Raw genomic sequence first — 21,498 nt, 5'->3', positions numbered from 1 at the left:
AGGGTGCTGAGTCTTTCGATGATGGAACCGCGCGCTCGTCTCGTACTGCTTTCCCTCACCCACCTGGCAGCCCTGCGCCGGCGAGTCGGCGATCACCCCGATCGGACCGTCGCCGAGGCGTGCGCCATCGGGCTGGCCTACTGGGCCACGGGCCGCAGCCCCGACGGCATCGACCTCACCCCCGCCACACTCTTCGCCGACGTGCTCGGCTGGGTCGACAACGGCGGTGCCGGGCCCGGCAGTCGGCGGACCGACGACGGCGGCTGGAGCATCGCCGTACCGGACGGAGTCGAGGCGGCCGACGCGCAACTGGCCCTGAACGACCTCGCCGACTTCCCGGACCGCCCTCTCGGCACCATCGGCCCCTCCAGTGCGGCGGCGCGGCTCGCGACCCTGGCCGAGTGGAACGACACCGACGCCGACCGGGTCCGCCCGACCATCGTGGAGATGTTCCGCGAACAGGCCCGCGACCGGCCGGACGCCATCGCCGTCGTCGACGAGCACCGCACCCTGACCTACCGTCAGACAGCCGAGCTCTCCAGTCAGTTGGCTCACCACCTGGTCGAGCGGGGGCTCACCGCCGAACAGGTCGTCGGTATCTCCCTCGGCCGCTCCGCGGAGATGGTGATCGGGCTGCTCGGCGTCCTCCAGGCGGGCTGCGCGTTCGTCCCGCTCGACCCGCAGTGGCCCGCCGCACGCCGCGCCGTCGTCATCGAGGACGCCTCGGTCGTCGTCCAGCTCAACGACTCGGGCGACCACGACCCGAGCGAACCGGACGCCGTGGCCGTGGACCTCGACGACTGGCGGTTCGGCTCCTACCCGACCGGCGGCACCGGGATCACCGCGCCCGGCGACTCACTGGCGTATGTGATCTTCACCTCCGGCTCGACCGGCCGCCCCAAGGGCGCGATGATCCGCCACGAGGCCATCAGCGAACGACTGCTGTGGCAGGTCCACGAGATCCTCGGCTTCGGCCACGACGACGCGTCCCTGTTCAAGGCGCCGTTGTCCTTCGACATCTCCATCAACGAGATCTTCCTGCCCCTGGTGTCCGGCGCCCGCCTGGTGGTCCTCCGGCCCGGCGGCGAACGCGACCCCCACCACCTGCTGGGCGTCATCGCCGAACAGCGCGTCACCTTCACCTACCTGGTGTCGTCCATGCTGGACGTACTGCTGGAGATCGCGGGCGACTCCGGCCGCCTCGACAGCCTCCGCCACGTGTGGTGCGGCGGCGAGGTGCTCACCCCGGAGCTGTACGAACGGTTCCGCACCAAGCTCGACATCCCCATGTACCACGGCTACGGACCGGCCGAGACGACCATCGGCGTCTCCCACGTCATCTACCGGGGCGCGGCCGAACGCCTGTCGACCTCGATCGGCAAGGCCAACCCCAACACCCGGCTGTACGTCCTGGACGACGAGCTGCGACCCGTCCCGGTCGGGGTCGGCGGCGAACTCTACGTCGGCGGCTTCCTGTTGGGCCGCGGCTATGTCAACGCACCCGCCCTCACCGCGTCCCGCTTCGTCGCCAACCCCTTCGCCTCGGACGGCTCCCGCCTCTACCGCACCGGCGACCTCGCACGGTTCGCCCCCGACGGCTCACTGGACTTCCTCGGCCGGGTCGACAACCAGATCAAGATCCGTGGCATGCGGCTGGAGATCGAGGACGTCGAGGTCGGTCTCGCGGAACACCCCGGCGTACGGCACACCTGCGTCGTCGCCCGCAAGAACTCGGCGGGCGGCACCTACCTCGTCGGATACGTCATCCCGGCCGCCGGCCACGAGGAGCTGCGGGCCGACGCCGTCAGGGCCTGGGCCGGCGAGCACATGGTCGAGTACATGGTGCCCGCCCACATCGTCGTGATGCGGGAGTTCCCGCTCACCGCCAACGGCAAGCTCGACCGCAACGCGCTGCCGGAACCCGAGCTCACCTCGGGCGCGCTCGTCTCGCCCGCCACCGACGACGAACGGGCCGTGGCCCGCGCGGTCGCCCGGGTCCTGCGGCTCGAAGAGGTCGGCGCCGACCAGGACTTCTTCCAGCTCGGCGGCGACAGCATCCTGGCGATCTCGCTGCTCGGCGCGCTGCGCGAGGAGGGCCTGCACGCCACGCCACGGCAGATCTTCACCCACGGCACCGTCCGGGCACTGGCCGCCGTGGCGAGCCGCGAGGTCGTCACGACCGTGGACCACCGCGACGTCGCGACCGGCGCCGTCGTGGGCTCGCCCATCGTGCAGTGGCTCGGTGAGACCACGGACGCGATCGACGGATTCGTGCAGTCCGTCGTGCTGAACACGCCCGCCGACCTGACGGCCGACGCCCTCGACGCGATCCTCGCCGCCGTGCTCGCCCGGCACGACATGCTGCGCGCCCGGCTGGTGCGCGCGGACCGCTGGAGCTTCGACATCCCGCAGGCGGACCGGTCCGAACCGGCCTGGCAGCGCAGCGATCTGCCGCTCGACGAGTGCGTCGCACTCGCCACCGCCGGACTGGACCCCGACCAGGGCGTGATGCTGCGGGCCGTATGGCGGCGCGAGGCACGGCAGTTGGTCCTGGCCGCCCATCACCTGGTCATCGACGGCGTGTCCTGGCGGGTGCTCATGGAGGACCTAGCCACCGCGTGGCGGCAGCACACCTCCGGCCTGCCGATCGAACTGCCCGCGGGAGGTACGTCGTTCCGGCGCTGGACGCTGCTGCTGGAACGCGCGGCCTTCGACGCGGACAGCTCCTACTACCGTCGACCCCTGCCGGGGCGGGACGACCCCCTCGCCCTGCGCCCGCTGTCCGACGCCGACACCGTCGCACGGGAACGGGTACGGACCGTCTCGGTCGGCCCCGAGGTCACCGCCGCCCTGCTCGGCGAGATCCCCGCGAAGTTCCACGCGGGCGTCAACGATGTGCTGCTGACCGCGCTCGCCGTCACCCTCGCCCGGTGGCGCCGCGACCGGGGGCAGGACCAGACGTTCGCGCACATCGAGCTGGAGGGCCACGGCCGCGAGGGCCATTTCGTGGCGGACACGGCCGGCTTCGAGCCCGAACTGTCCAGGACCGTCGGCTGGTTCACCACCCTCTTCCCCGTGCTCGTCGACCCCGGCACGGCAGCCGACCTCACGGCACCCGCGTATCTGGCCGCCGCGCTCAAGGCCGTCAAGGAGGATCTCGCCCAGGTCCCGGACAACGGCGTCTCCTACGGGGCCCTGCGGTATCTGACCCACGCCGAGTTCGACGCCCCCGCACCCCAGGTGCTCTTCAACTACCTGGGCCGTTTCGCCGCGGGCGACACCGAGGATTGGCAACTCGCCGGTACCACCGGGCAGTTGGGGGAGAAGCGCGACCCGCGGATGCGGCTGCCGCGCGCCCTGGAGTTCAACGCGATCGCCGAGCCCGGTCCGGACGGCGAGTACGAGCTGGTCACCAGCATCTCCTGGCCCGAGGAGATGTTCACGGATCAGGACATCACCACGATCGGCGGGTACTTCCGCACCGCCCTCGCCGGGCTGGCCGCTCTCGAGCAGGGCGGCCACACGCCCAGCGACTTCGACCTGGTATCGCTGACCCAGGCCGACGTCGACGCCCTCGACGGACCGCAGCTGCGGGACGTCCTGCCGCTGACCCCGTTGCAGGAGGGCCTGTACTTCCACTCCGTCTTCGACGACGACTCGGCCGGCGCCTACGTCGAACAGCAACTCCTCACCCTCGAGGGCGAGGTGGACGCAGAGCGGCTCGCGACCGCGGCGACCCGGTTGCTGGAGCTCTACCCCAACCTGGCCGCACGCTTCGTGCCCCTCGCCGACGGCCGCGTGGTCTCCGTACTGGAACGCGGGGTACGAGCGCCGTTCACCACGCTGGACCGCCCCGGCATCACCGACGACGAGATCCGCGCGTACGCCGAGCGGGACCGCCGAGCCGGGTTCGACCTGGCCACCGGACCACTCATGCGGTACACCCTCGTCCGCGCCGGCGCGGGCCGCACCGTCCTGGTGCAGACCGTGCACCACATCATCGCCGACGGCTGGTCCGTGCCCCCGATGCTCCGGGCGCTGCTCGCCGAGTACCACGCGCCGGGAACGGTGTACCCGCTGCGCGGCTTCCCCGACTACGTGCGCCGCCTCGCCGAGCGCGACGCGGACCAGAGCGACCGGGTGTGGCGCGCCGAACTCGCCGAGCTGCCCGGCCCCTCACTGGTCGCCGAGGGACACACCCCCTCGGACAGGTTCGCCGACACCGCCCTGGAACCGGACGGCGACATCGACGCGGCCGCCCGGGCGGCCGGAGTCCCCCTCAGCGTGGCCGTGCACAGCGCCTGGGCGGTGACGCTGGGCGGCATCCTGCACGGCAGGGACGTGGTGTTCGGCTCCACCGTGTCAGGGCGGGACGTGGACGTGCCCGGCATCGAGGACATGGTGGGCCTGTTCATCAACACCATCCCCGTGCGGGCCCGTTGGTCCCGGGCCACCACATCGCGCGAGCTCCTCGCCTCGGTGCGGGAGCACCAGAGCGCGGTACTGCCCCACCAGCACGTCTCGCTGGCACGCATCGGCCGACAGGTCGGTGCGGGCTCGCTGTTCGACACCCTGGTGGTCTTCGACGTCGCGACCGACCCGGCCACGCTGCGCGGGCCCGGCGACGAGGTGGCCGTCACCGACATCGTCAACGAGGGCGCCCCGCACTACCCGTTGACCCTGGTGGTGGAGCGCGACTCGGACGGCCGCCCCCGCTTCAACCTGATCTACGACGGCGACCTGCTGCGGGAGTCGAGCGCCCAGGGGATCCTGCACGACTTCGAACGGACCCTGACGGGCCTGCTCACCCGCCCGGACACCCCGGTCGACGACCTGGCCACCGACACCGCCCGCCGCCCCGCGCACGCCACCCCGACGACACTGGGCGCGCTCTTCGACGCCGCCGCACACCGCGATCCGACCGCCACCGCCGTCACCCAGTGCGCGCTCGACGGCGGCACGCGTTCCCTCACCTACGGCGAACTCGCAGAAGCCAAGGGCGCGTTGGCGGCTGCCCTGGCCGCGGCCGGGGTCGGCCCGGGCAAACGGGTCGCGGTCGCCGTACCCCGTTCTCTGGAGCAGGTCGTGGCCCTGGTCGCGATCGTCTCCGCGGGCGGCGCGTACGTGCCGCTCGACCTGGCCTACCCCGACGAACGGCTGGAGTACGTCCTCACCGACTCCGCCCCCGAGGTCGTCCTCGTGGACGCCGGGCAACGTGAGCGCTTCACGGAACTGCTGGCCCGGGCGGGCATCCCGGCCCGGGTGCTCGTGCAGGGGGAGGAGCCGCCGGGGGCCGCGCCGCTGCCGGAGGTCCAGCCGCAGGACCCCGCGTACGTGATCTACACCTCCGGCTCGACCGGGCGTCCCAAGGGCGTCGTCGTACCGCACGCCGGCGTGGTGACCCTGCTGGCCAACACCCGGCCCGCGATGCACTTCGGCCCGGACGACGTATGGGTCCAGTTCCACTCGTACTCCTTCGACTTCGCGGTCTGGGAGCTGTGGGGCGCGCTGGCCCACGGCGGTGAGCTGCTGGTGCCGGAGTACGGGCTGACCCGCTCCCCGGTCGACTTCCACCGGCTGGTCCGGGAGCTCGGGGTGACCGTGCTCAACCAGACCCCCTCGGCCTTCTACCAGTTCATCGAGGCCGACCGGCACGCCGGTGCGCCGCTGCCCGCACTGCGGCGGATCATCTTCGGCGGCGAGGCACTGGACCTCGGGCGGCTGCGCGACTGGGTCGAGCGGCACGGCACCGGCTCGCCGGAGCTGGTGAACATGTACGGCATCACCGAGACCACCGTCCACGTCACCCACCGGGTGCTGACCGACGCGGACTTCGCCCACGGCGACGACACCAGCCCGATCGGCGGGCCGATCCCCGGCCTGGTCACCCACCTCCTCGACGACCGGCTACGACCGGTGCCGCCGGGCCGGGTCGGCGCCATCTACGTCGCCGGTGACCAGGTCTCGCTCGGATATCTGGGCCGGCCGGAGCTGACCGCGGGCCGCTTCGTGGCGGACCCGTTCGCGGCCGACGGCTCCCGCATGTACCACACCGGCGACCTCGCCCGCCGTACCCTCGACGGCGAGCTGGAGTTCGTCGGACGCGCCGACGACCAGGTCCAACTCAAGGGCTTCCGCATCGAGTCGGGCGAGGTGGAGACCGCGATCAGGGAGCTCGACGGCGTGATCGACGTCGCCGTGACCGTGGCGGCTAGCGGCGACCACCTGGTGGCGCACCTCGTGGGCAGCGCGCCCGCCGACCTCGCCGCCCTGCTGTCCACGAAGCTGCCCGCGTACATGGTGCCGGGCCGGGTGCTGACGGTCGACGCGCTGCCGCTGACGGTCAACGGCAAGCTGGACCGCAAGGCCCTGACCGAACGGGCCGCGCAGGACACCACCCCCGTGGCCACGAGCGCCGCCGCGCTCACCACCCTGGTCGAGATCTTCACCGAGACGCTGCCGGGCGCCGCGGTGGACGGCGACACCGACTTCTTCGCGGCCGGCGGCGACAGCATCGTCGCCATCACCGTGGTCAACCAGGCCAGGGCGCTCGGTCTGCCCATGGCCCCCCGGGACGTGTTCCTGCACAGGACACCGCGCGCGCTCGCGGACCGACTGGGCACCCGCACCCCGCAGACCGACCCGGCGCCGGCGCCCGCCCCCCGGGTCGACGGCCCGCTGCCCCCGACGCCGATCGTGCTGCGCCAGCGTGAACTGGGCGGATCCCTCGCCGGGTTCGCGCAGGCCAGAGCACTGACGGCACCGGAGGGCACCGAGTTCGCGGGCATCGAACGAGCCGCGCGTGCCGTCGTTGCCGCACACCCGGCGTTGCGCCTCAGACTCCGCACCGAGCACGGCGTATGGGCGCTCGACACCGAATCCGCCCGGGACATCACGGTCCTACGGCCGGACACCACCGACGCGACGAGGGCCGCGAACGACGCCGCCGAGCGCCTCGACCCCGAGTCGGGGGACGTCGTCGCCTTCGCCTGGCTGGAGTCGAGCCGCACACTGGTGATCACGGTGCACCATCTCGCCGTGGACGCGGTGTCCTGGCTGATCCTCCTGGACGACCTGGCCGCCGCGCTGCGCCGTGAGCCCCTGGCGCCCGCGACCACCTCCTACGCCGAGTACGCCGAGGCGCTGACGCTCGAGGCCACCCGGTCGCTCGACACCCTCGCGCACTGGACCGGCACACTCCAGGCGCCCACGCCCCTTCCGCCCGCCGAGGGGCTGCGCGAGACCACGGTCGTCCTGGCGCCCGACGTCACCGGCCGCCTGACGCGCACCGCCCCCGCGGCACTCGGCGTCGGCCTCACCGAGTTGCTGTGCGGCGCCCTGCGCACGGCGCTGACCCGTATCCAGCCCGAGCCCACCGACCTCGCGATCGACCTCGAGCACCACGGCCGCGTACCCGTCCTGGAACACCACGACTACAGCCGTACCGTCGGCTGGTTCACCGCCATCGCACCCGTACGGCTCACCGCGCACACCGACCCCGTGGCCGCGGCCCGCGAGCTCGCGGAACGCCGACCGGACGAGCGCACGCACCTCGCCTACGGCGGGCTCCGGTATCTCAACCCGCAGACGGCCCCGTCGCTGACCGGCCGCCCGCAGGTGCTGTTCAACTATCTCGGCCGCGGCACCGAGTCGCAGGCCGTCCGCCTGACCGGCGGCGACCAGGGCAGCCCGTACGCCGTCGAGGTGAACGCCTGGCTCGACGAGACCACCGCAAGCCTGCACGCGGAGTTCACCCTCGCCGACGGCGTCCCCGACGACATCACCGGGCACTGGCTCGACGCCCTGGAGCGCGTCGCGGACAGCGCCACGACGGCCGAGCGCACGGCTCCGGTCACCCCGCTCCAACGCGGCCTGTACTTCCAGGCCCAGCTCGCGGGCTCGACCGGACCCTACGTCGCGCAGAGCTGGTTCACCTTCGACCGGCGCCTGGACCCCGACGCGCCGGCACAGGCGATGGCGTACGTCATCGCACGGCACCCGGTGGTGGGCGCCGGCTTCACCACCGACGACGACGGCAACCCGGTGCAGGTGCTCAAGGCCCACCGCCGGGTCGACGTCCGCACGGTCGAGGTGGCCACGGACGCCGCGGTCGACGAGCTGCGCGCCCGGGACCGCGCGACCGGCTTCGACCCGGGCGAGCCCCCGCTGCTCCGGCTGACCGTGGTGCGGCTGCCCGACGGGCGCGACGGCCTGCTGTTCAGCTACCACCTGTTGCTGTGGGACGGCTGGTCCCGCGAGATCGTGCTGCGGGACCTGTTCGAGGCCTACCGGGCGCTGCTCGCGGGCGAGACGCCGACCGCGGTCCCCGCCACGCCCAGCTTCGAGGACCACGCCCGGGCACTGGCCGCCAGGGACCCCGCCGTCTCGGAACGCTTCTGGGCCGAGCACCTCGCGGGTCTCTCCGGCCCGACCCTGCTCGCCGGACCGCGACCCACCCTCACGGACGACCTGCCGCGCGCTGTCGTCCACACCGTCTCCGCCGAACTGTCGGACCTGGTGCGGGACGCGGCCCGTCAGCACGGCGTCACCCTCAACTCCGTGCTCACCGGCGCCTTCGGCCTGCTGCTCGGCGCGCACACGGGCCGCGGCGACGCGGTCTTCGGTGTCACCGTCTCCGGCCGGGACGGCGAAGGGCTCGCCGACGTCGTCGGCGTGCTGCTCAACACCGTGCCCACGTGGACACGGGCCCGCCCCGACGACACCGTCCGCGCGTATCTGACGGCCGTACAGGCCGACCGGGTCGCGGCGATGGACCACGAGCACCTCGGGCTGGGCGAGATCCAGCGGGCCAGCGGACACGACACCCTGTTCGACAACCTGTTCGTGCTCCAGAACTTCCTGGACCTGGACGCCTTCGCCGAGATGAACGCCCGGCACGGCATCACCTCGGTCAAGGCCGACGACTCCACCCACTACCCGTTCACCTGGGTCGTCACCCCCGGCGACCGCCTCACGGTCAAGCTCGAGTACCGCGACGACGACACCGCCGGCGCCCGCCGTCTCCTCGACGACTACCTGCGGACGCTGGAGAACCTGGCCCGCGCCACCGGGCCGCTGGGCGCGCTGCCGGGCCCGGGCCGCCGACCCGAGTCCGGTGCGCGCACGGACGTCGGCACGGACACCGTCGTCGACCGCTTCGACCGGGCGGCGGACCGCGATCCGCAGCGGGTGGCGCTCGTCGCCCAGGGAGCGAGCATGACCTTCGCCGAGCTCCGCGACCGCAGCCGCGCGGTGGCGGGAGTGCTCGCCGCGCGGGGCATCGGCCCCGAGCGGACCGTGGGTCTCGCCGTGCCGCGCTCCCTCGACTCCATCGTGGCGCTGTTCGCCGTCCTGCGCGCGGGCGCCGCCTACGTACCGCTGGAGCTGGACCACCCCGACGAACGGATCGCGGCCATCGTCGAGGACGCCCGTCCGGACGTGATCCTCACCGTGAGCGCCGTGTCGCCCCGGCTGCCCGGGCCGGCCCGTGACCTGATCGAGCTGGACCGGCCGCTGCCCCCGGCGGAGCCGTTCGTAACGTTCGACCCGGACGATCCGCACCGGCTGCGGCACCCCGCGTACACGATCTACACCTCCGGCTCGACCGGGAAGCCCAAGGGCGTGGTGACCGAGTACGCCGGACTCACCAACATGCTGATCAACCACCAGCGCCGGATCTTCGAACCGGTGCTGGCCGAGCACGGCCACCGGCTCTTCCGGATCGCGCACACCGTGTCGTTCGCCTTCGACATGTCGTGGGAGGAGCTGCTGTGGCTCGCCGACGGACACGAGGTGCACATCTGTGACGAGGAGCTGCGCCGGGACGCGCCCCGACTGGTGGAGTACTGCCTGGAGCACGCCATCGACGTCGTCAACGTGACCCCGACCTACGCGCAACAGCTGCTCGCCGAGGGCCTGTTGGACAACCCGGAGCGGCGGCCGCCACTGGTCCTGCTGGGCGGTGAGGCCGTCACCCCCACACTGTGGCAGCGGCTCGCCGAGACCGAGGGGACCGTCGGCTACAACCTGTACGGGCCCACCGAGTACACCATCAACACCCTGGGCGTCGGCACCTTCGAGTGCGAGGACCCGGTGGTCGGCGTGGCCATCGACAACACCGACGTGTACGTCCTCGACCCCTGGCTGCGGCCCCTGCCGGACGGTGTCCCGGGCGAGCTGTACGTGGCGGGCATCGGTATCGCGCGCGGCTATCTGGGCCAACCGGCGCAGACCGCCCACCGGTTCGTGGCGTGCCCGTTCGGTGCGCCCGGTGAGCGCATGTACCGCACGGGCGACCTGGTCGTGCGCAGGCCCGACGGGAACCTGATGTACCTGGGCCGCACCGACCAGCAGGTCAAGATACGTGGGCACCGCGTCGAACTCGGCGAGGTCGAGGCGGTGTTCGCGGCGCATCCGGCGGTGCGCTTCGTGGCCGCCGTGGCCCAGGCCGACCCGCAGGTCGACGGGGCGTACCGGCTCGCCGCCTATCTGGTGCTGGAGGGCGCCGAGTTGGCCGAGGTCGCCGCCCAAGTGGGTGCCGGACTACCGGACTTCCTGCGCCCGACGCACTACGCCCAGGTCGACAGCATCCCGCTGACCGTGAACGGGAAGGCCGACACCAAGGCGCTGCCGGAGGCCAAGCCGCTGGGCGCGCTGACCACATCGGGGGAGCGCGGCCCGCGGACCGGGACGGAGACCCTGGTGTGCGAGTACTTCGCCGAGGCACTGGACCTGGACGACGACGAGGTGAGCGCGGTGGGAGACTTCGTGTCCCTGGGGGGACACTCCATGCTGGCGGTACGCCTGGTCGGGCTGCTCCGCCGGGAGTTCGGCCCCGTCATCACGATCCGTGACCTGTTCACCCTGCGCACCCCGGAAGCGATTGCCCGCCATCTCGATGACAACTCCTGACACACAGCAGCCCCGCTCGGGGGCCGACATCCTCCGGATCGCCCTGCGCCGCAACGTCGGCGCCATGATCTGGGGCACCGTCCTGATGGGCCTGTACCAGGCCGGCGAGACGGCGTTCCCGATCGCGCTGGGCCTGATCGTCGAGCACACGATGCAGGACCGGAGCCTCGGCGCGCTCGGTCTGTCGATCGGGGCGCTCGCCGTGATCGTCACGACCGTGTCGCTGTCGTGGCGGTTCGGGATGCGCGTCCTGCAGAAGGCCAACACGACCGAGGCGCACCGCTGGCGGGTACGGGTCGCGGCCTGCGGCCTCCAACCGGTCGCCCGGGACGTCGATCTGAAGTCCGGCGAGGTGCTGACCATCGCCACCGAGGACGCCGACCAGACGGCCGACATCATCGAGGTGGTGCCGCTGCTGGTCAGTTCGCTGGTCGCGGTGCTGGTCGCGGCCGTCGCACTGGGCGTGGCCGACATCCGGCTGGGACTGCTGGTGATCGTCGGAACCGTGGCGATCCTGTCGATCCTGAGCGTGCTGTCCAAACGGATCGGCGACAGCACCCAGGAACAGCAGGCCCGGGTGGCGCGGGCCGGCGCGAAGGTCGCCGACCTGATCAGCGGTCTGCGCCCGCTGCACGGCTTCGGCGGCAACCACGCGGCGTTCGGTTCCTACCGGAAGGTCAGCACGGAGGCGAAGCACCAGGCGATCACCGTCGCCCGGGTCAACGGCGCCTACGCGGGCGCCGCGCTGGCCCTGAACGCGATCCTCGCGGCCGCGGTGACCCTCATGTCGGGCTGGCTCGCCTTCGAGGGCCGGATCACCGTCGGCGAGCTCGTCATGGCCGTCGGGCTCGCGCAGTTCATCATCGAACCGCTGAAGCTGTTCTCGGAGATGCCCAAGTACGTGATGATCGCGCGGGCGTCGGCCGCCCGGATGGCGCTCGTGCTGGCGGCGCCGCCGGTGACGACCCCGGGACCGGAACGCCCGGCCGCAGGCGGGGACCTGGAGATCGACGGCGTCCGGCACGGAACCCTGCGCGAGCTCAAGTTCCAGGTCGCGGCGGGGGAGTTCGTGGCGATCGCCGCCTATCAGCCGCGCGCGGCGGCCGACCTGGCGTCGATCCTGGCCGTGCGGGTCCCACCGGACTCCTACGAGGGAGTCGTACGGCTCGGTGGCCGGGACCTCGCGGACCTGTCGGTCGAGGCGGTCCGGGAGCACCTCCTGGTCAATCCCTACGACGGGGAGATCTTCGCGGGCACCCTGCGCAGCAACATCGACCCCTCGGGCAACAGCCGGACGGTGCCCGAGGCGGTCGAGGCGTCCCTGCTGACGGATGTCGTCGCCCTGCACCGGGAGGGCCTCGACCACGGGGTGCGCGACCGCGGCGCGAACCTGTCCGGAGGGCAGCGCCAACGGCTGTCGCTGGCCCGAGCCCTGGCCGCCGACACCGACATCCTCGTCCTGCACGATCCGACGACTGCCGTCGACGCGGTCACCGAACAGCTCATCGCGCGCAACATCGCGAAAGTCCGGCGGGGCCGGACCACCGTCGTGCTCACCAGCAGCCCGGCCCTGCTGGACGCCGCGGACCGGGTCCTCGTCCTGGACGACGGCGTCATCACCGCCGACGACACCCACCGCAACCTGCTGGCCACCGAGCCGAGTTACGGTCCGGCGGTGGCCAGATAGCCGACCCGGCCCTCAGCCGAGGGCCCAGACCACGTCCCTGAGGAGGGCCTCCCGCCAGCCCGCGCGGTCGTGCCCCGAGGGCGAGCGCGAGATGCGCACCGTCGCACCGGCCCGTTCGGTCAAGGACTCGGTCAGCTCACAGTGGGGGAGCATCCGCGTCTCGTGTTCCCCCACGTCGAAGGCGATCCGCAGACCGGAAAGGTCGGGGCTGCTCTCCCGCAGCCGCGTGGCGACGGTGCCGCCGACCGGGCCGCCCAGGGGGTCCGCGCTCTCCAGGGCGTCGGGCGTCCACCAGAACGACCCCGACTGACAGGCGATACGGGACACCAGGTCCGGGAATTCCAGCGCCGCGTACAGCGCGCTCAACCCACCGAGGCTCTGTCCGGCGACCACCAGCCGGTCCGGGTCGGCGGGGACCCCGGACTCCGCCACCAGGGGCAGCAGTTCGTCCCTGACCGCCTCCCAGAGCCCGGGCCGGCAGGCGAACTCGGCCTCCCGGTCCCTGGCCGGAAGGAAGGCCAGGGTGACGGGCGGTGACTCGCCCTGGGCGACGGCCGACTCGAAGGCGGTCGTCGCCGGGTGCAGATACAGCCAGTCGTCGCCGTCGAGCAGCAGGACCAACGGCCCGCCGCCGCCCACGGGTTGGACGCGTACGGTACGGCGTCCGCCGAGCCGCTCGCTGCTCCAGCGGATCCGGGTGCGGGGGAGCGGGAGGACGTCGTCCGGGCCCAGGGCGGGCCAGTGCGGCTGGGCCGGGGCGTCGGGGGTCGCGGCGAGGGACCGGTCGCCGCCCGCGCCGCAGGGGTTGAACGGGTCGGCGTGCGCGGCGGTGTCGGTGCGGAACTGGTAGGTCACCCGCAGCCGTCGGGGCATGCGCACCTCGGCGTACCAGCAGTCCGTGTCGTGCCATCTGCGCAGCGGGACCGGCTCGGACCAGCTCTCGAAGTCGACGCTCGCCTCGGATCCGCGCCACAGGAACAAGGTGGTCCAGCCACCGTCGTCGGCCGGCACCGACACCGGGCCCCGGGCCGTCGCCCAGAACGCGTCGGTCCCGGGTTCCCCGGACAGTCCGAACTCGACGAAGGCGTTCCGCGGCATGAACGTCTCCTTGTGAGAGCGAAAGGGAGAGGCTAAGCTCGCCGTAATTAGGCGAGCCTAACCTAATCATGATATTCCCCGGCTGTCACCGGTCCGTCGGTTCCCGAGGAGGCATGGAACGTGAGCACCAATCCTTTCGACGACGCCGATGGGCGCTTTCTGGTCCTGGTGAACGAAGAGGGCCAGCACTCGCTCTGGCCCGCCTTCGCCGAGGTTCCCGGGGGGTGGCGGACCGTCTTCGAGGAGAACAGCCGAGAGGCGTGTCTGGACTACGTCACGGCGAACTGGACCGATCTGCGCCCCCGTTCACTCGCGGCGACCCTGGAGTCCGACCCCGCGTAGCGGTCGCGGAGCCGTCCGGGACGACCGTGGTGCCGGGGCTGTCCTCTCCGAGGACGCCCCGGAGCAGGGCGTGCGGCACCCGGCCGTCCAGCACCTGCGCGCTGCGGACCCCGCCCCGGACGGCACGCAGGCAGCCCTCCATCTTGGGCAGCATCCCGCTCGCCAACTCCGGGAGCAGCGCCTCCAGTTCACCGGCGGTCAAGCGCTCGATCACCCGGGTGTCGTGCGGCCACCCGGCGTACAGGCCCTCGACGTCGGTGAGCATCACCAGCCGTTCGGCGCCGAGGGCCACGGCCAGGGCCGACGCCGCGATGTCGGCGTTGACGTTGTAGACCTGACCGTCCTCGCCGCGGGCCACGGGGGAGACGACGGGGATGTGCCCTTGGGTCATCAGGCCGTTGACCGCACCCGGGTTCACGCGGACGACATCGCCGACCAGACCGATGTCCACGAGACGCCCCTCCACCCGTACCCGCCGCCGCTCGGCGGTCATCGTGTGGGCGTCCTCCCCGGTCATGCCGACCGCGTACGGCCCGTGCCGGTTGATGTGGCCCACCAGTTCGCGCTGCACCCGCCCGGACAGCACCATGCGCACCACGTCCATGGCCTCCGGCGTGGTGACCCGCAGCCCCGCCTCGAAACGGGTCTCCAGGCCGAGCCGGTCGAGCATCGCGCTGATCTGCGGCCCGCCCCCGTGCACCACGACCGGCCGCAGGCCCGCGCGCCGCAACTCCACCACGTCGCTCGCGAATCCGCGCTGGAGAGCGCCCTCCACCATCGCGTTGCCCCCGTACTTGACGACGACGATGCCGCTCGGCGGCGCCTGTCCCGAAGCGGGTTCCGCGACGGTGGGTTCCGCGGCCGTGGGTGCCGAGGCCGTGGGTTCCGTGTCCGCGTGCTCTGCGACGATCCCGACCATGCTCGTGCCTGCCTCTCGTGACGCGCGGTGCGCGCGGGGTGCGGAGTTGTCGTGCGGGGCCAAGCCGTCACGCGTTGCGCGGCTCCCGGTGTCGGAGCAGGGCGCGCAGCAGGGCGTCGGTCGTGCAGACCACGCCGCTGCGCGCGGCCCAGCGGAGCGCCAGCGCGTGTTCCTCGGCCGAGAAGTCGGCCACGGCGTCGGCGACGACGAACGGCTGGATGTCGTTCATGAAGGCGTCGGCTGCTGTCAGCAGCACGCCCAGATGTGCGTACACCCCGCAGATGATCAGCTGGTCACGGCCCTTCGAGCGCAGCAGTCTGCCCAGATGACTGCGCAGGAAGGCGTTGTGGCGGACGTTCGCCAGCAGATGCTCGCCGGGGCGTGGCGTCAGTGGCGCGATGATCGCGGCGGCCTCCGGTTCGGCGCCGATGCCCGGCCCCCACATGTCGGCGACGAGTCCGCGCTGCCCGGGCGGCTGTCCGGCCGGCTCCGCGCTGAAGACGACGGGCATGTCCAGCGTCGCCGCGAGTTCCCGGAGCGTCGCTATGTTGTCGACGAGTTCCACGACAGGCGAGCACCCCACGGGGAACGCCTCGACGAAGTGGTTCTGCATGTCGTGGACGAGGAGGGCGGCGCGTGCCGGGGTGATCCTCCAGGTGACCTTGGAGCCGGGAAGGGCTGAGCGGCCCGGCATGGGATAGGGGTCGATGCTCGGCAAGCCCATAGCAACTAAGCTTAGCCTAGCCTTAGTTGGACAGATAGAGGGTGGCGGGAAGCCCGAACGCGAGCGGGTCCTGGCGGATCAGCCGAGCGCCCGGTCCAGGTTGAACGCCGCGCTGATCAGCGCCAGATGCGTGAACGCCTGGGGGAAGTTGCCCTGTTGCTCGCCGGTGTGGCTGATCTCCTCGGCGTACAGGCCGAGATGGTTGGCGTAGGTGAGCATCTTCTCGAAGGCGAGGCGTGCCTCGTCGACCCGGCCGGCGTGCACCATCGCCTCGACGTACCAGAAGGAGCAGATGGAGAACGTGCCCTCGTCGCCGCGCAGTCCGTCGGGGCTGGCCAGCGGGTCGTAGCGGTAGACGAGCGAGTCGGAGACCAGTTCCTGGGTGAGCGCGTCCAGCGTGGACAGCCACTTGGGGTCGGTCGGTGCGATGAACTTCGTCAGCGGCATCATGAGGACGGCCGCGTCCAGCACGTCACCGTCCTCGTGCTGCACGAACGCCTGGCGCTTCTCGGACCAGCCGCGGCTCATGATCCGCCGGTAGATCGTGTCGCGGCACTCCCGCCAGCGCGGCAGATCGGCCGGCAGCCCGCGCCGGTTGGCCATCCGGATCGCCCGCTCGATCGCCACCCAGCACATCAGGCGCGAGTACAGGAAGTTCTTGCGGCCGCCCCGGGTCTCCCAGATCCCCTCATCGGGCTGGTCCCAGTGTTCGCACACCCACTCCACCAGGGCGCACACATCGTCCCACTGGCCGCTGGAGATGGGCTTGGCCCACTTGTCGTAGAGGTAGATCGAGTCGATGAGCGCGCCGTAGATGTCCAACTGGAGCTGGTCGGCCGCCGCGTTGCCGACGCGTACCGGCGCGGAGCCCTGATGCCCTTCCAGATGGGGGAGTTCGGACTCGGTGAGGTCGGTGCGGCCGTCGATGCCGTACATGATCTGAAGTGGACCGGAGGGTTTGCCGTCGCCCGGACTGATGTGCCGGGTCACGAAGTTCATGAACGCCTCGGCCTCGCCGGTGAAGCCGAGCCGCAGCAGCGCGTACACACAGAACGCGGCGTCGCGCACCCACACGTACCGGTAGTCCCAGTTGCGCTCCCCGCCGAGCTGCTCGGGCAGGCTCGTCGTCGGGGCGGCCACGATGGCGCCGGTGGGCGCGTAGGTGAGGAGCTTGAGGGTGAGGGCCGAGCGGTGCACCATCTCCCGCCAGCGGCCCCGGTACTTGGAGGCGGAGAGCCAGCGGCGCCAGTAGTCGACCGTGCTGTTGAACTGTTCCTCGGCCTCGGTCCGCGCGCACCTGCGGGGTGTCACCTCGCCGCCGACCTGGTCCAGCGCGAACACCGCCGACTCGCCCTCGGCCAGCTTGAAGTCGGCGCGGGCGTCCTGGCCGTCGCTCTCCAGCGGCACGGTCGCGGTCAGGCCGAGCGACAGCCCCTCCGAATCGAAGACGGTGACATCGCCGACCTTGCGCACGGTGTGCGGCCGCCTGCCGTAGTCGAACCGCGGGGCGACCCGGGTGCGGAACGGGAGGGAGCCGCGCACGCACACCACCCGCCGGATCAGCCGGTGCCGTTCGGGCTCGGCCGACTCGCCGTCGACCGGCATGAAGTCCTGCACCTCGCCGACGCCGTCCTCGGTGAAGAAGCGGGTGATCAGGACGTTGGTGTCGGGGAAGTAGAACTGCTTCGTCCGCGCCGGCACCGACGCCGAGAGCTCGAAGGAGCCGCCCCGCTCCGCGTCGAGGATCGAGGCGAAGACGCTGGGGGCGTCGAAGGACGGGCAGCAGTACCAGTCGATCGTGCCGTCCGTGCCCACCAGGGCCACACTGCGCAGATCCCCGATCAGCCCGTGCTCGGCGATCGGCAGATACGGCCGGTCCAGCTGGTCCACAGGTGTAGCGGTCATCGCGGCCTCCCTGCCACCAGCCTAGGTCGCTTCGGCCCGCCGGGTGCCGTGAACGGACTCAGACCGTGAAGACCTGGACCCCCGCCTCCTCGAAGCGCCGCACGGTGTCCGCCCCGGCCGCCGTGTCCGTCACCAGGGTGTCCACCGCCTCGACCGCGCAGATCCGGGCGAACGCGCGCTGCCCCAGCTTGCTGGAGTCGGCGGCCACGATCACCCGCTCGGCCCGCTCGCACAGCAGCCGGTTGATCGCCGCCTCCGCCTCGTCGTGCGCGGCCGCGCCGTGCGTGACGTCGAGCGCGACCACACCGAGCACCGCCACATCGACGGTGATCTGGCTCAGCACCCCGTCGGCGAGCGGCCCGATGAGCTCGTAGGACTGCGGACGCGCCACCCCGCCGGTCACCACGATCTTGAACTGGGGGCGTACGGCCAGCTCGTTGGCGATGTTCAGCGCGTTGGTGACCACGGTGAGCGCCGGGGAGCCGGACGCGAGGTCGGCGCGTACGGCCAGCGCCCGTGCCACCTCCGTGGTGGTCGTCCCGCCGGTCAGCCCCACCGCCTCGCCGGGGGTGACGAGCCCGGCGACCGCCTTGGCGATGCGCTGCTTCTCGGAGGCGTGCCGGGCCGTCTTGTAGCGCAGCGGCAGCTCGTAGGAGACCCCGTGCACGACCGCGCCGCCCCGGGTGCGCACGAGCATCTGCTGCTCGGCCAGCTGGTCGAAGTCGCGGCGGATCGTGGCGGCGGAGACCTCCAGCTCGGCGGCCGCCTCCTCGACGTCCAGCCGGCCGCGCTCGACGAGCAGTTCCAGCAGCGTCTTCCAGCGGGCGTCGCGGGACATCCGCACCCTCCCATCCTCGATCTCCCGGCGACCCTAGCGCACCCCGATGCCGACCGAATGCTTGATTCTGCTCGAAAGCTCGCTATATCTTGCAGAAACGAGCATCGATCGTTCGGTGGGTGGGGAGGGGTCGCGACATGACGCATGTCGAGGACGAGCTGGTCAGCCAGCCCGAATGCTGGATCCGGGCGGCGGCCGAGGCACCGCGGCACGCAGCCGCGCTGCCGGCGCCGGGGGAGAGGGTCGCGATCGTGGGGTGCGGCACCTCGTACTTCATGGCGCAGTCCGCGGCCGCGCTGCGCGAGGGCGCGGGCCAGGGGGAGACGGACGCCTTCGCCGCGTCGGAGTTCCCCCACGGCCGCGCGTACGACCGGGTGGTGGCCCTCACCCGCTCCGGCACCACCACCGAGGTGCTGGAACTGCTCGACCGGTCGAAGGGGCGCACGCGCACCACGGCGATCACCGCCGACCCGCACACGCCCGTCATGACGGCCGCCGACGACGTGGTCGTCCTCGACTTCGCGGACGAACGCTCGGTCGTGCAGACCCGGTTCGCGACCACCGCGCTGACCCTGCTCCGCGCCCATCTCGGACTGCACACCGACGCCGTCGTCGCCGACGCGCGCACCGCGCTCGTCACCCCGTTGCCCGAAGGGCTCCTCGACTGCGGGCAGTTCACCTTCCTCGGCCGCGGCTGGACCGTGGGGCTGGCCAACGAGGCCGGCCTGAAGATGCGCGAGGCCTCGCTCGCCTGGACCGAGTCCTACCCCGCGATGGAGTACCGGCACGGTCCCATCAGCATCACCACCCGGGGGACCGCCACCTGGATGCTCGGCGAGGCACCCGAAGGGCTGGCCGACCAGGTGCGGGAGACCGGCGGGCTGTGGGTCGAGGGCGGCCTCGATCCGCTCGCCGAACTGGTCCGCGCCCAGCGCCTCGCGGTCGCCCTCGCCGCGGCCCGCGGCCTCGACCCGGACCGGCCGCGCCATCTCACCCGCTCGGTGATCCTCGCCGGTTCCTAGGAGCAGCCGTGCCTCTCGTGACCACCGGCGAGCTCGTCGCACGGGCCGCCGCCGCGCACACCGCCGTCCCCGCGTTCAACGTCGTCACACTCGAACACATCGAGGCCGTCGTCGCCGGCGCCGAGGCGGCACAGGCCGCCGTCGTCCTTCAAGTCAGCGAGAACGCCGTCAGGTTTCGCCTCGGACGCCTGCTGCCCCTCGCCCGGGCTGCCGTCGCCGCCGCCGAACGCGCCCGCGTCCCCGTCGCGTTGCACCTCGACCACGTCCAGAGCGACGCCCTGCTGCGGCAGGCGCCGGACGCCGGATTCAGCTCCGTGATGTACGACGCCTCCCGGCTGCCCTACGAGGAGAACCTGGCCGTCACCCGCGCCGCCGCCGACTGGGCGCACGCCCAAGGGCTGTGGCTGGAGGCCGAGTTGGGCGAGGTCGGCGGCAAGAGCGGTCAGGCTCCGCTCGATGCCCACTCGCCCGGTGCCCGCACGGACCCCGCCGAGGCCCGCGCCTTCGTGGCGGACTCCGGTGTGGACGCCCTCGCGGTGGCGATCGGCAGCTCGCACGCCATGACCACCCGCACCGCCACCCTCGACCACGGCCTCCTCAAGCGGCTGTCCGCGACGCTGGACGTGCCGCTCGTCCTGCACGGCTCCTCCGGACTGCCGGACGAGGAACTGACCGCGGCGGTGGCGGGCGGCATCGCCAAGGTCAACATCGGCACCGCCCTCAACGTCGCCATGACCGGCGCGATCAGGGAGTTCCTCACCGCGCACCCCGAGGCGGTCGACTCCCGCAAGTACCTGGGCGTGGGGCGCGAGGCGATGACGCGGGCCGTGGAGAGGATCGTCCGGGTGCTCGGCCGCGCATGACCCTCAGCGCTTGACGGCCTTCAACACCACGAACTTCGGATCACCGGCGACGAGGCGGCTGTTGCCGAACAGCCGCCGCAACGTCACGTGATACCCCAGATGGCGGTTGCCGATCACCCACAGCTCACCACCCGGCCGCAACGCGCGCTCCGCGTCCGTGAACATCCGCCGTGCCGTGGCGTCGGTGGTCGCCTGGTGCGAGTGGAACGGCGGGTTGTTCAGCACGAGGTCCACGCTCCCGGCCGACACCCCGGCCAGCCCGTCCCCGACCCGGAACTCGGCCTGCCCCGGCACACCGTTCGCCTTGTACGTCGCCTCCGCGGAGGCCACCGCCTGGAACGACTCGTCCACGAACAGCACCTCGGCCTCGGGATTGGCCAGCGCCACCGCCGTACCGACCACACCGTTGCCGCAGCCGAGGTCCACCACCCGCTGGGCGCCCTCGCCGACCGGCAGATGCCCGAGGAAGAACCGCGTACCGATGTCCAGCCGGTCCGCGCAGAAGACCCCGGCGTGATTGACGACGGTGCGCCCCGAGACCGGCCCGATGCCGTCGGGCAGCGCATAGCTGTACGGCCACGGACTGCCGGCCGCGGGCTTCGGCGACGGCTCCGGCGTGCAGAAGATCAGGCGCGCCTTCTTCTCGGCGAGCGAGGTGCGGGTCGGCCCCAGGATCCGCTCGAACAGCTTCAGCGTCGAGGTGTGGATCTCCTTCACCATCCCGGTGCCGACGACGACCGTGCCCTCGTGCACCGCGGGCGCCAGCCGCAGCAGCTGGTCCTCCAGCAGGGCCAGGCTCTTCGGCACCCGCACCAGCAGCACGTCGATCCGGTCGGGCGGCGGATCCTGGGTGGTGAGCAGCCGGACCGCACCGGCCTCGACGCCCGCCCGGGCCAGGTTGGCGCGGGTCGCCTCCTGCGCGAGGTAGGAGTCCGTGATCTGCACGGGCCGGTGCGCGGCCAGCGCCGTGACCAGCGCGCCCCAGCGGTCGCCGAGCACCACGACCGTGCCGGACAGCGGGATCTCCCGCTCGGCCAGGTGCTTGAGGAGGTACTCGTCCGAGGCGTCCCAGGCACGCAGCCGGTCGCGCGGATCCTCGGGGAAACGGGCCAGCGCGAGCTCGCCCCAGGGCGTCGTCATACGGTCGTTCATCGTGCACCCAGGCTAGCCGAGGCGCAGCTCAGGACTG

General features: G+C 72.1%; 11 protein-coding genes. 5 read left to right on the top strand and 6 right to left on the bottom strand.

The window, feature by feature from the left end:
* Nucleotides 1-18: 18 nt before the first annotated feature.
* Together ABKA17_RS20655 and ABKA17_RS20650 are read left to right on the top strand one after the other, a co-directional pair.
* Nucleotides 19-10,911 (top strand): non-ribosomal peptide synthetase, encoded by a 10,893-nt coding sequence (locus ABKA17_RS20655; protein WP_353693643.1) that lies wholly within the window; start codon nucleotides 19-21, stop codon nucleotides 10,909-10,911.
* Nucleotides 10,898-12,598, top strand: a complete 1,701-nt coding sequence (locus ABKA17_RS20650) for an ABC transporter ATP-binding protein (RefSeq protein WP_353693579.1) — start codon at nucleotides 10,898-10,900, stop codon at nucleotides 12,596-12,598. The genes ABKA17_RS20655 and ABKA17_RS20650 overlap by 14 nt, the downstream gene beginning before the upstream one ends.
* A 12-nt stretch (nucleotides 12,599-12,610) precedes the next feature.
* Here the strand turns inward: ABKA17_RS20650 and ABKA17_RS20645 are convergent, their stop codons facing one another.
* Nucleotides 12,611-13,696 carry an alpha/beta hydrolase-fold protein gene (locus ABKA17_RS20645; RefSeq protein WP_353693578.1) on the bottom strand — a complete coding sequence of 362 codons (1,086 nt, stop codon included), beginning with the start codon at nucleotides 13,694-13,696 and terminating at the stop codon, nucleotides 12,611-12,613.
* Nucleotides 13,697-13,816: 120 nt separating this feature from the next.
* Between ABKA17_RS20645 and ABKA17_RS20640 the strand changes: the two genes are divergently transcribed.
* A complete protein-coding gene (locus ABKA17_RS20640; RefSeq protein ID WP_353693577.1) occupies nucleotides 13,817-14,038 on the top strand; it encodes an MbtH family protein in 222 nt (73 codons plus the stop codon).
* On the opposite strand, the gene argB is transcribed toward ABKA17_RS20640, so the two are convergent.
* The 4 genes from argB to ABKA17_RS20620 form a co-directional block, all read right to left on the bottom strand.
* Nucleotides 13,971-14,816 (bottom strand): acetylglutamate kinase, encoded by an 846-nt coding sequence (argB, locus tag ABKA17_RS20635; RefSeq protein WP_502994318.1) that lies wholly within the window; start codon nucleotides 14,814-14,816, stop codon nucleotides 13,971-13,973. The genes ABKA17_RS20640 and argB overlap by 68 nt on opposite strands.
* A 208-nt stretch (nucleotides 14,817-15,024) precedes the next feature.
* Complete coding sequence (locus ABKA17_RS20630) at nucleotides 15,025-15,681, bottom strand: isochorismatase family protein (protein WP_353693575.1); 657 nt, start codon at nucleotides 15,679-15,681, stop codon at nucleotides 15,025-15,027.
* A gap of 78 nt (nucleotides 15,682-15,759) precedes the next feature.
* Nucleotides 15,760-17,586: a glycoside hydrolase family 15 protein gene (locus ABKA17_RS20625; protein WP_353693574.1), complete on the bottom strand. Its 1,827-nt coding sequence runs from the start codon at nucleotides 17,584-17,586 to the stop codon at nucleotides 15,760-15,762.
* A gap of 58 nt (nucleotides 17,587-17,644) precedes the next feature.
* Entirely contained in the window at nucleotides 17,645-18,424 is a 780-nt protein-coding gene (locus ABKA17_RS20620) for a DeoR/GlpR family DNA-binding transcription regulator (RefSeq protein ID WP_353693573.1), read from the bottom strand.
* Between the two features lie 137 nt (nucleotides 18,425-18,561).
* Here ABKA17_RS20620 and ABKA17_RS20615 point away from each other — a divergent pair, with 137 nt between their 5' ends.
* Both ABKA17_RS20615 and ABKA17_RS20610 read left to right on the top strand, forming a co-directional pair.
* Entirely contained in the window at nucleotides 18,562-19,446 is an 885-nt protein-coding gene (locus ABKA17_RS20615; RefSeq protein ID WP_353693572.1) for an SIS domain-containing protein, read from the top strand.
* 8 nt (nucleotides 19,447-19,454) lie between these two features.
* The gene (locus ABKA17_RS20610; RefSeq protein WP_353693571.1) at nucleotides 19,455-20,309 is read left to right on the top strand and encodes a class II fructose-bisphosphate aldolase; all 855 of its coding nucleotides are present in this window, start codon (nucleotides 19,455-19,457) and stop codon (nucleotides 20,307-20,309) included.
* Between the two features lie 3 nt (nucleotides 20,310-20,312).
* Here ABKA17_RS20610 and ABKA17_RS20605 read toward each other — a convergent pair whose 3' ends face one another.
* Nucleotides 20,313-21,449, bottom strand: a complete 1,137-nt coding sequence (locus tag ABKA17_RS20605; RefSeq protein WP_353693642.1) for a methyltransferase — start codon at nucleotides 21,447-21,449, stop codon at nucleotides 20,313-20,315.
* Nucleotides 21,450-21,498 lie beyond the last annotated feature (49 nt).

Origin of the sequence: Streptomyces sp. RG80 (assembly GCF_040446465.1) — a bacterium.
Lineage (GTDB): Bacteria > Actinomycetota > Actinomycetes > Streptomycetales > Streptomycetaceae > Streptomyces.
Note: the sequence above shows the minus strand (reverse complement) of the source record. Positions and strands in the feature narration are given on the sequence as shown.

Excerpts from the sequence above, each read along its gene's own strand:
- ABKA17_RS20655 (WP_353693643.1), top strand. The coding sequence starts at position 19 with ATGATGGAACCGCGCGCTCGTCTCGTACTGCTTTCCCTCACCCACCTG.
- ABKA17_RS20650 (WP_353693579.1), top strand. The coding sequence starts at position 10,898 with ATGACAACTCCTGACACACAGCAGCCCCGCTCGGGGGCCGACATCCTC.
- ABKA17_RS20645 (WP_353693578.1), bottom strand. The coding sequence starts at position 13,696 with ATGCCGCGGAACGCCTTCGTCGAGTTCGGACTGTCCGGGGAACCCGGG.
- argB (WP_502994318.1), bottom strand. The coding sequence starts at position 14,816 with ATGGTGGAGGGCGCTCTCCAGCGCGGATTCGCGAGCGACGTGGTGGAG.
- ABKA17_RS20630 (WP_353693575.1), bottom strand. The coding sequence starts at position 15,681 with ATGGGCTTGCCGAGCATCGACCCCTATCCCATGCCGGGCCGCTCAGCC.
- ABKA17_RS20625 (WP_353693574.1), bottom strand. The coding sequence starts at position 17,586 with ATGACCGCTACACCTGTGGACCAGCTGGACCGGCCGTATCTGCCGATC.
- ABKA17_RS20620 (WP_353693573.1), bottom strand. The coding sequence starts at position 18,424 with ATGTCCCGCGACGCCCGCTGGAAGACGCTGCTGGAACTGCTCGTCGAG.
- ABKA17_RS20615 (WP_353693572.1), top strand. The coding sequence starts at position 18,562 with ATGACGCATGTCGAGGACGAGCTGGTCAGCCAGCCCGAATGCTGGATC.
- ABKA17_RS20605 (WP_353693642.1), bottom strand. The coding sequence starts at position 21,449 with ATGACGACGCCCTGGGGCGAGCTCGCGCTGGCCCGTTTCCCCGAGGAT.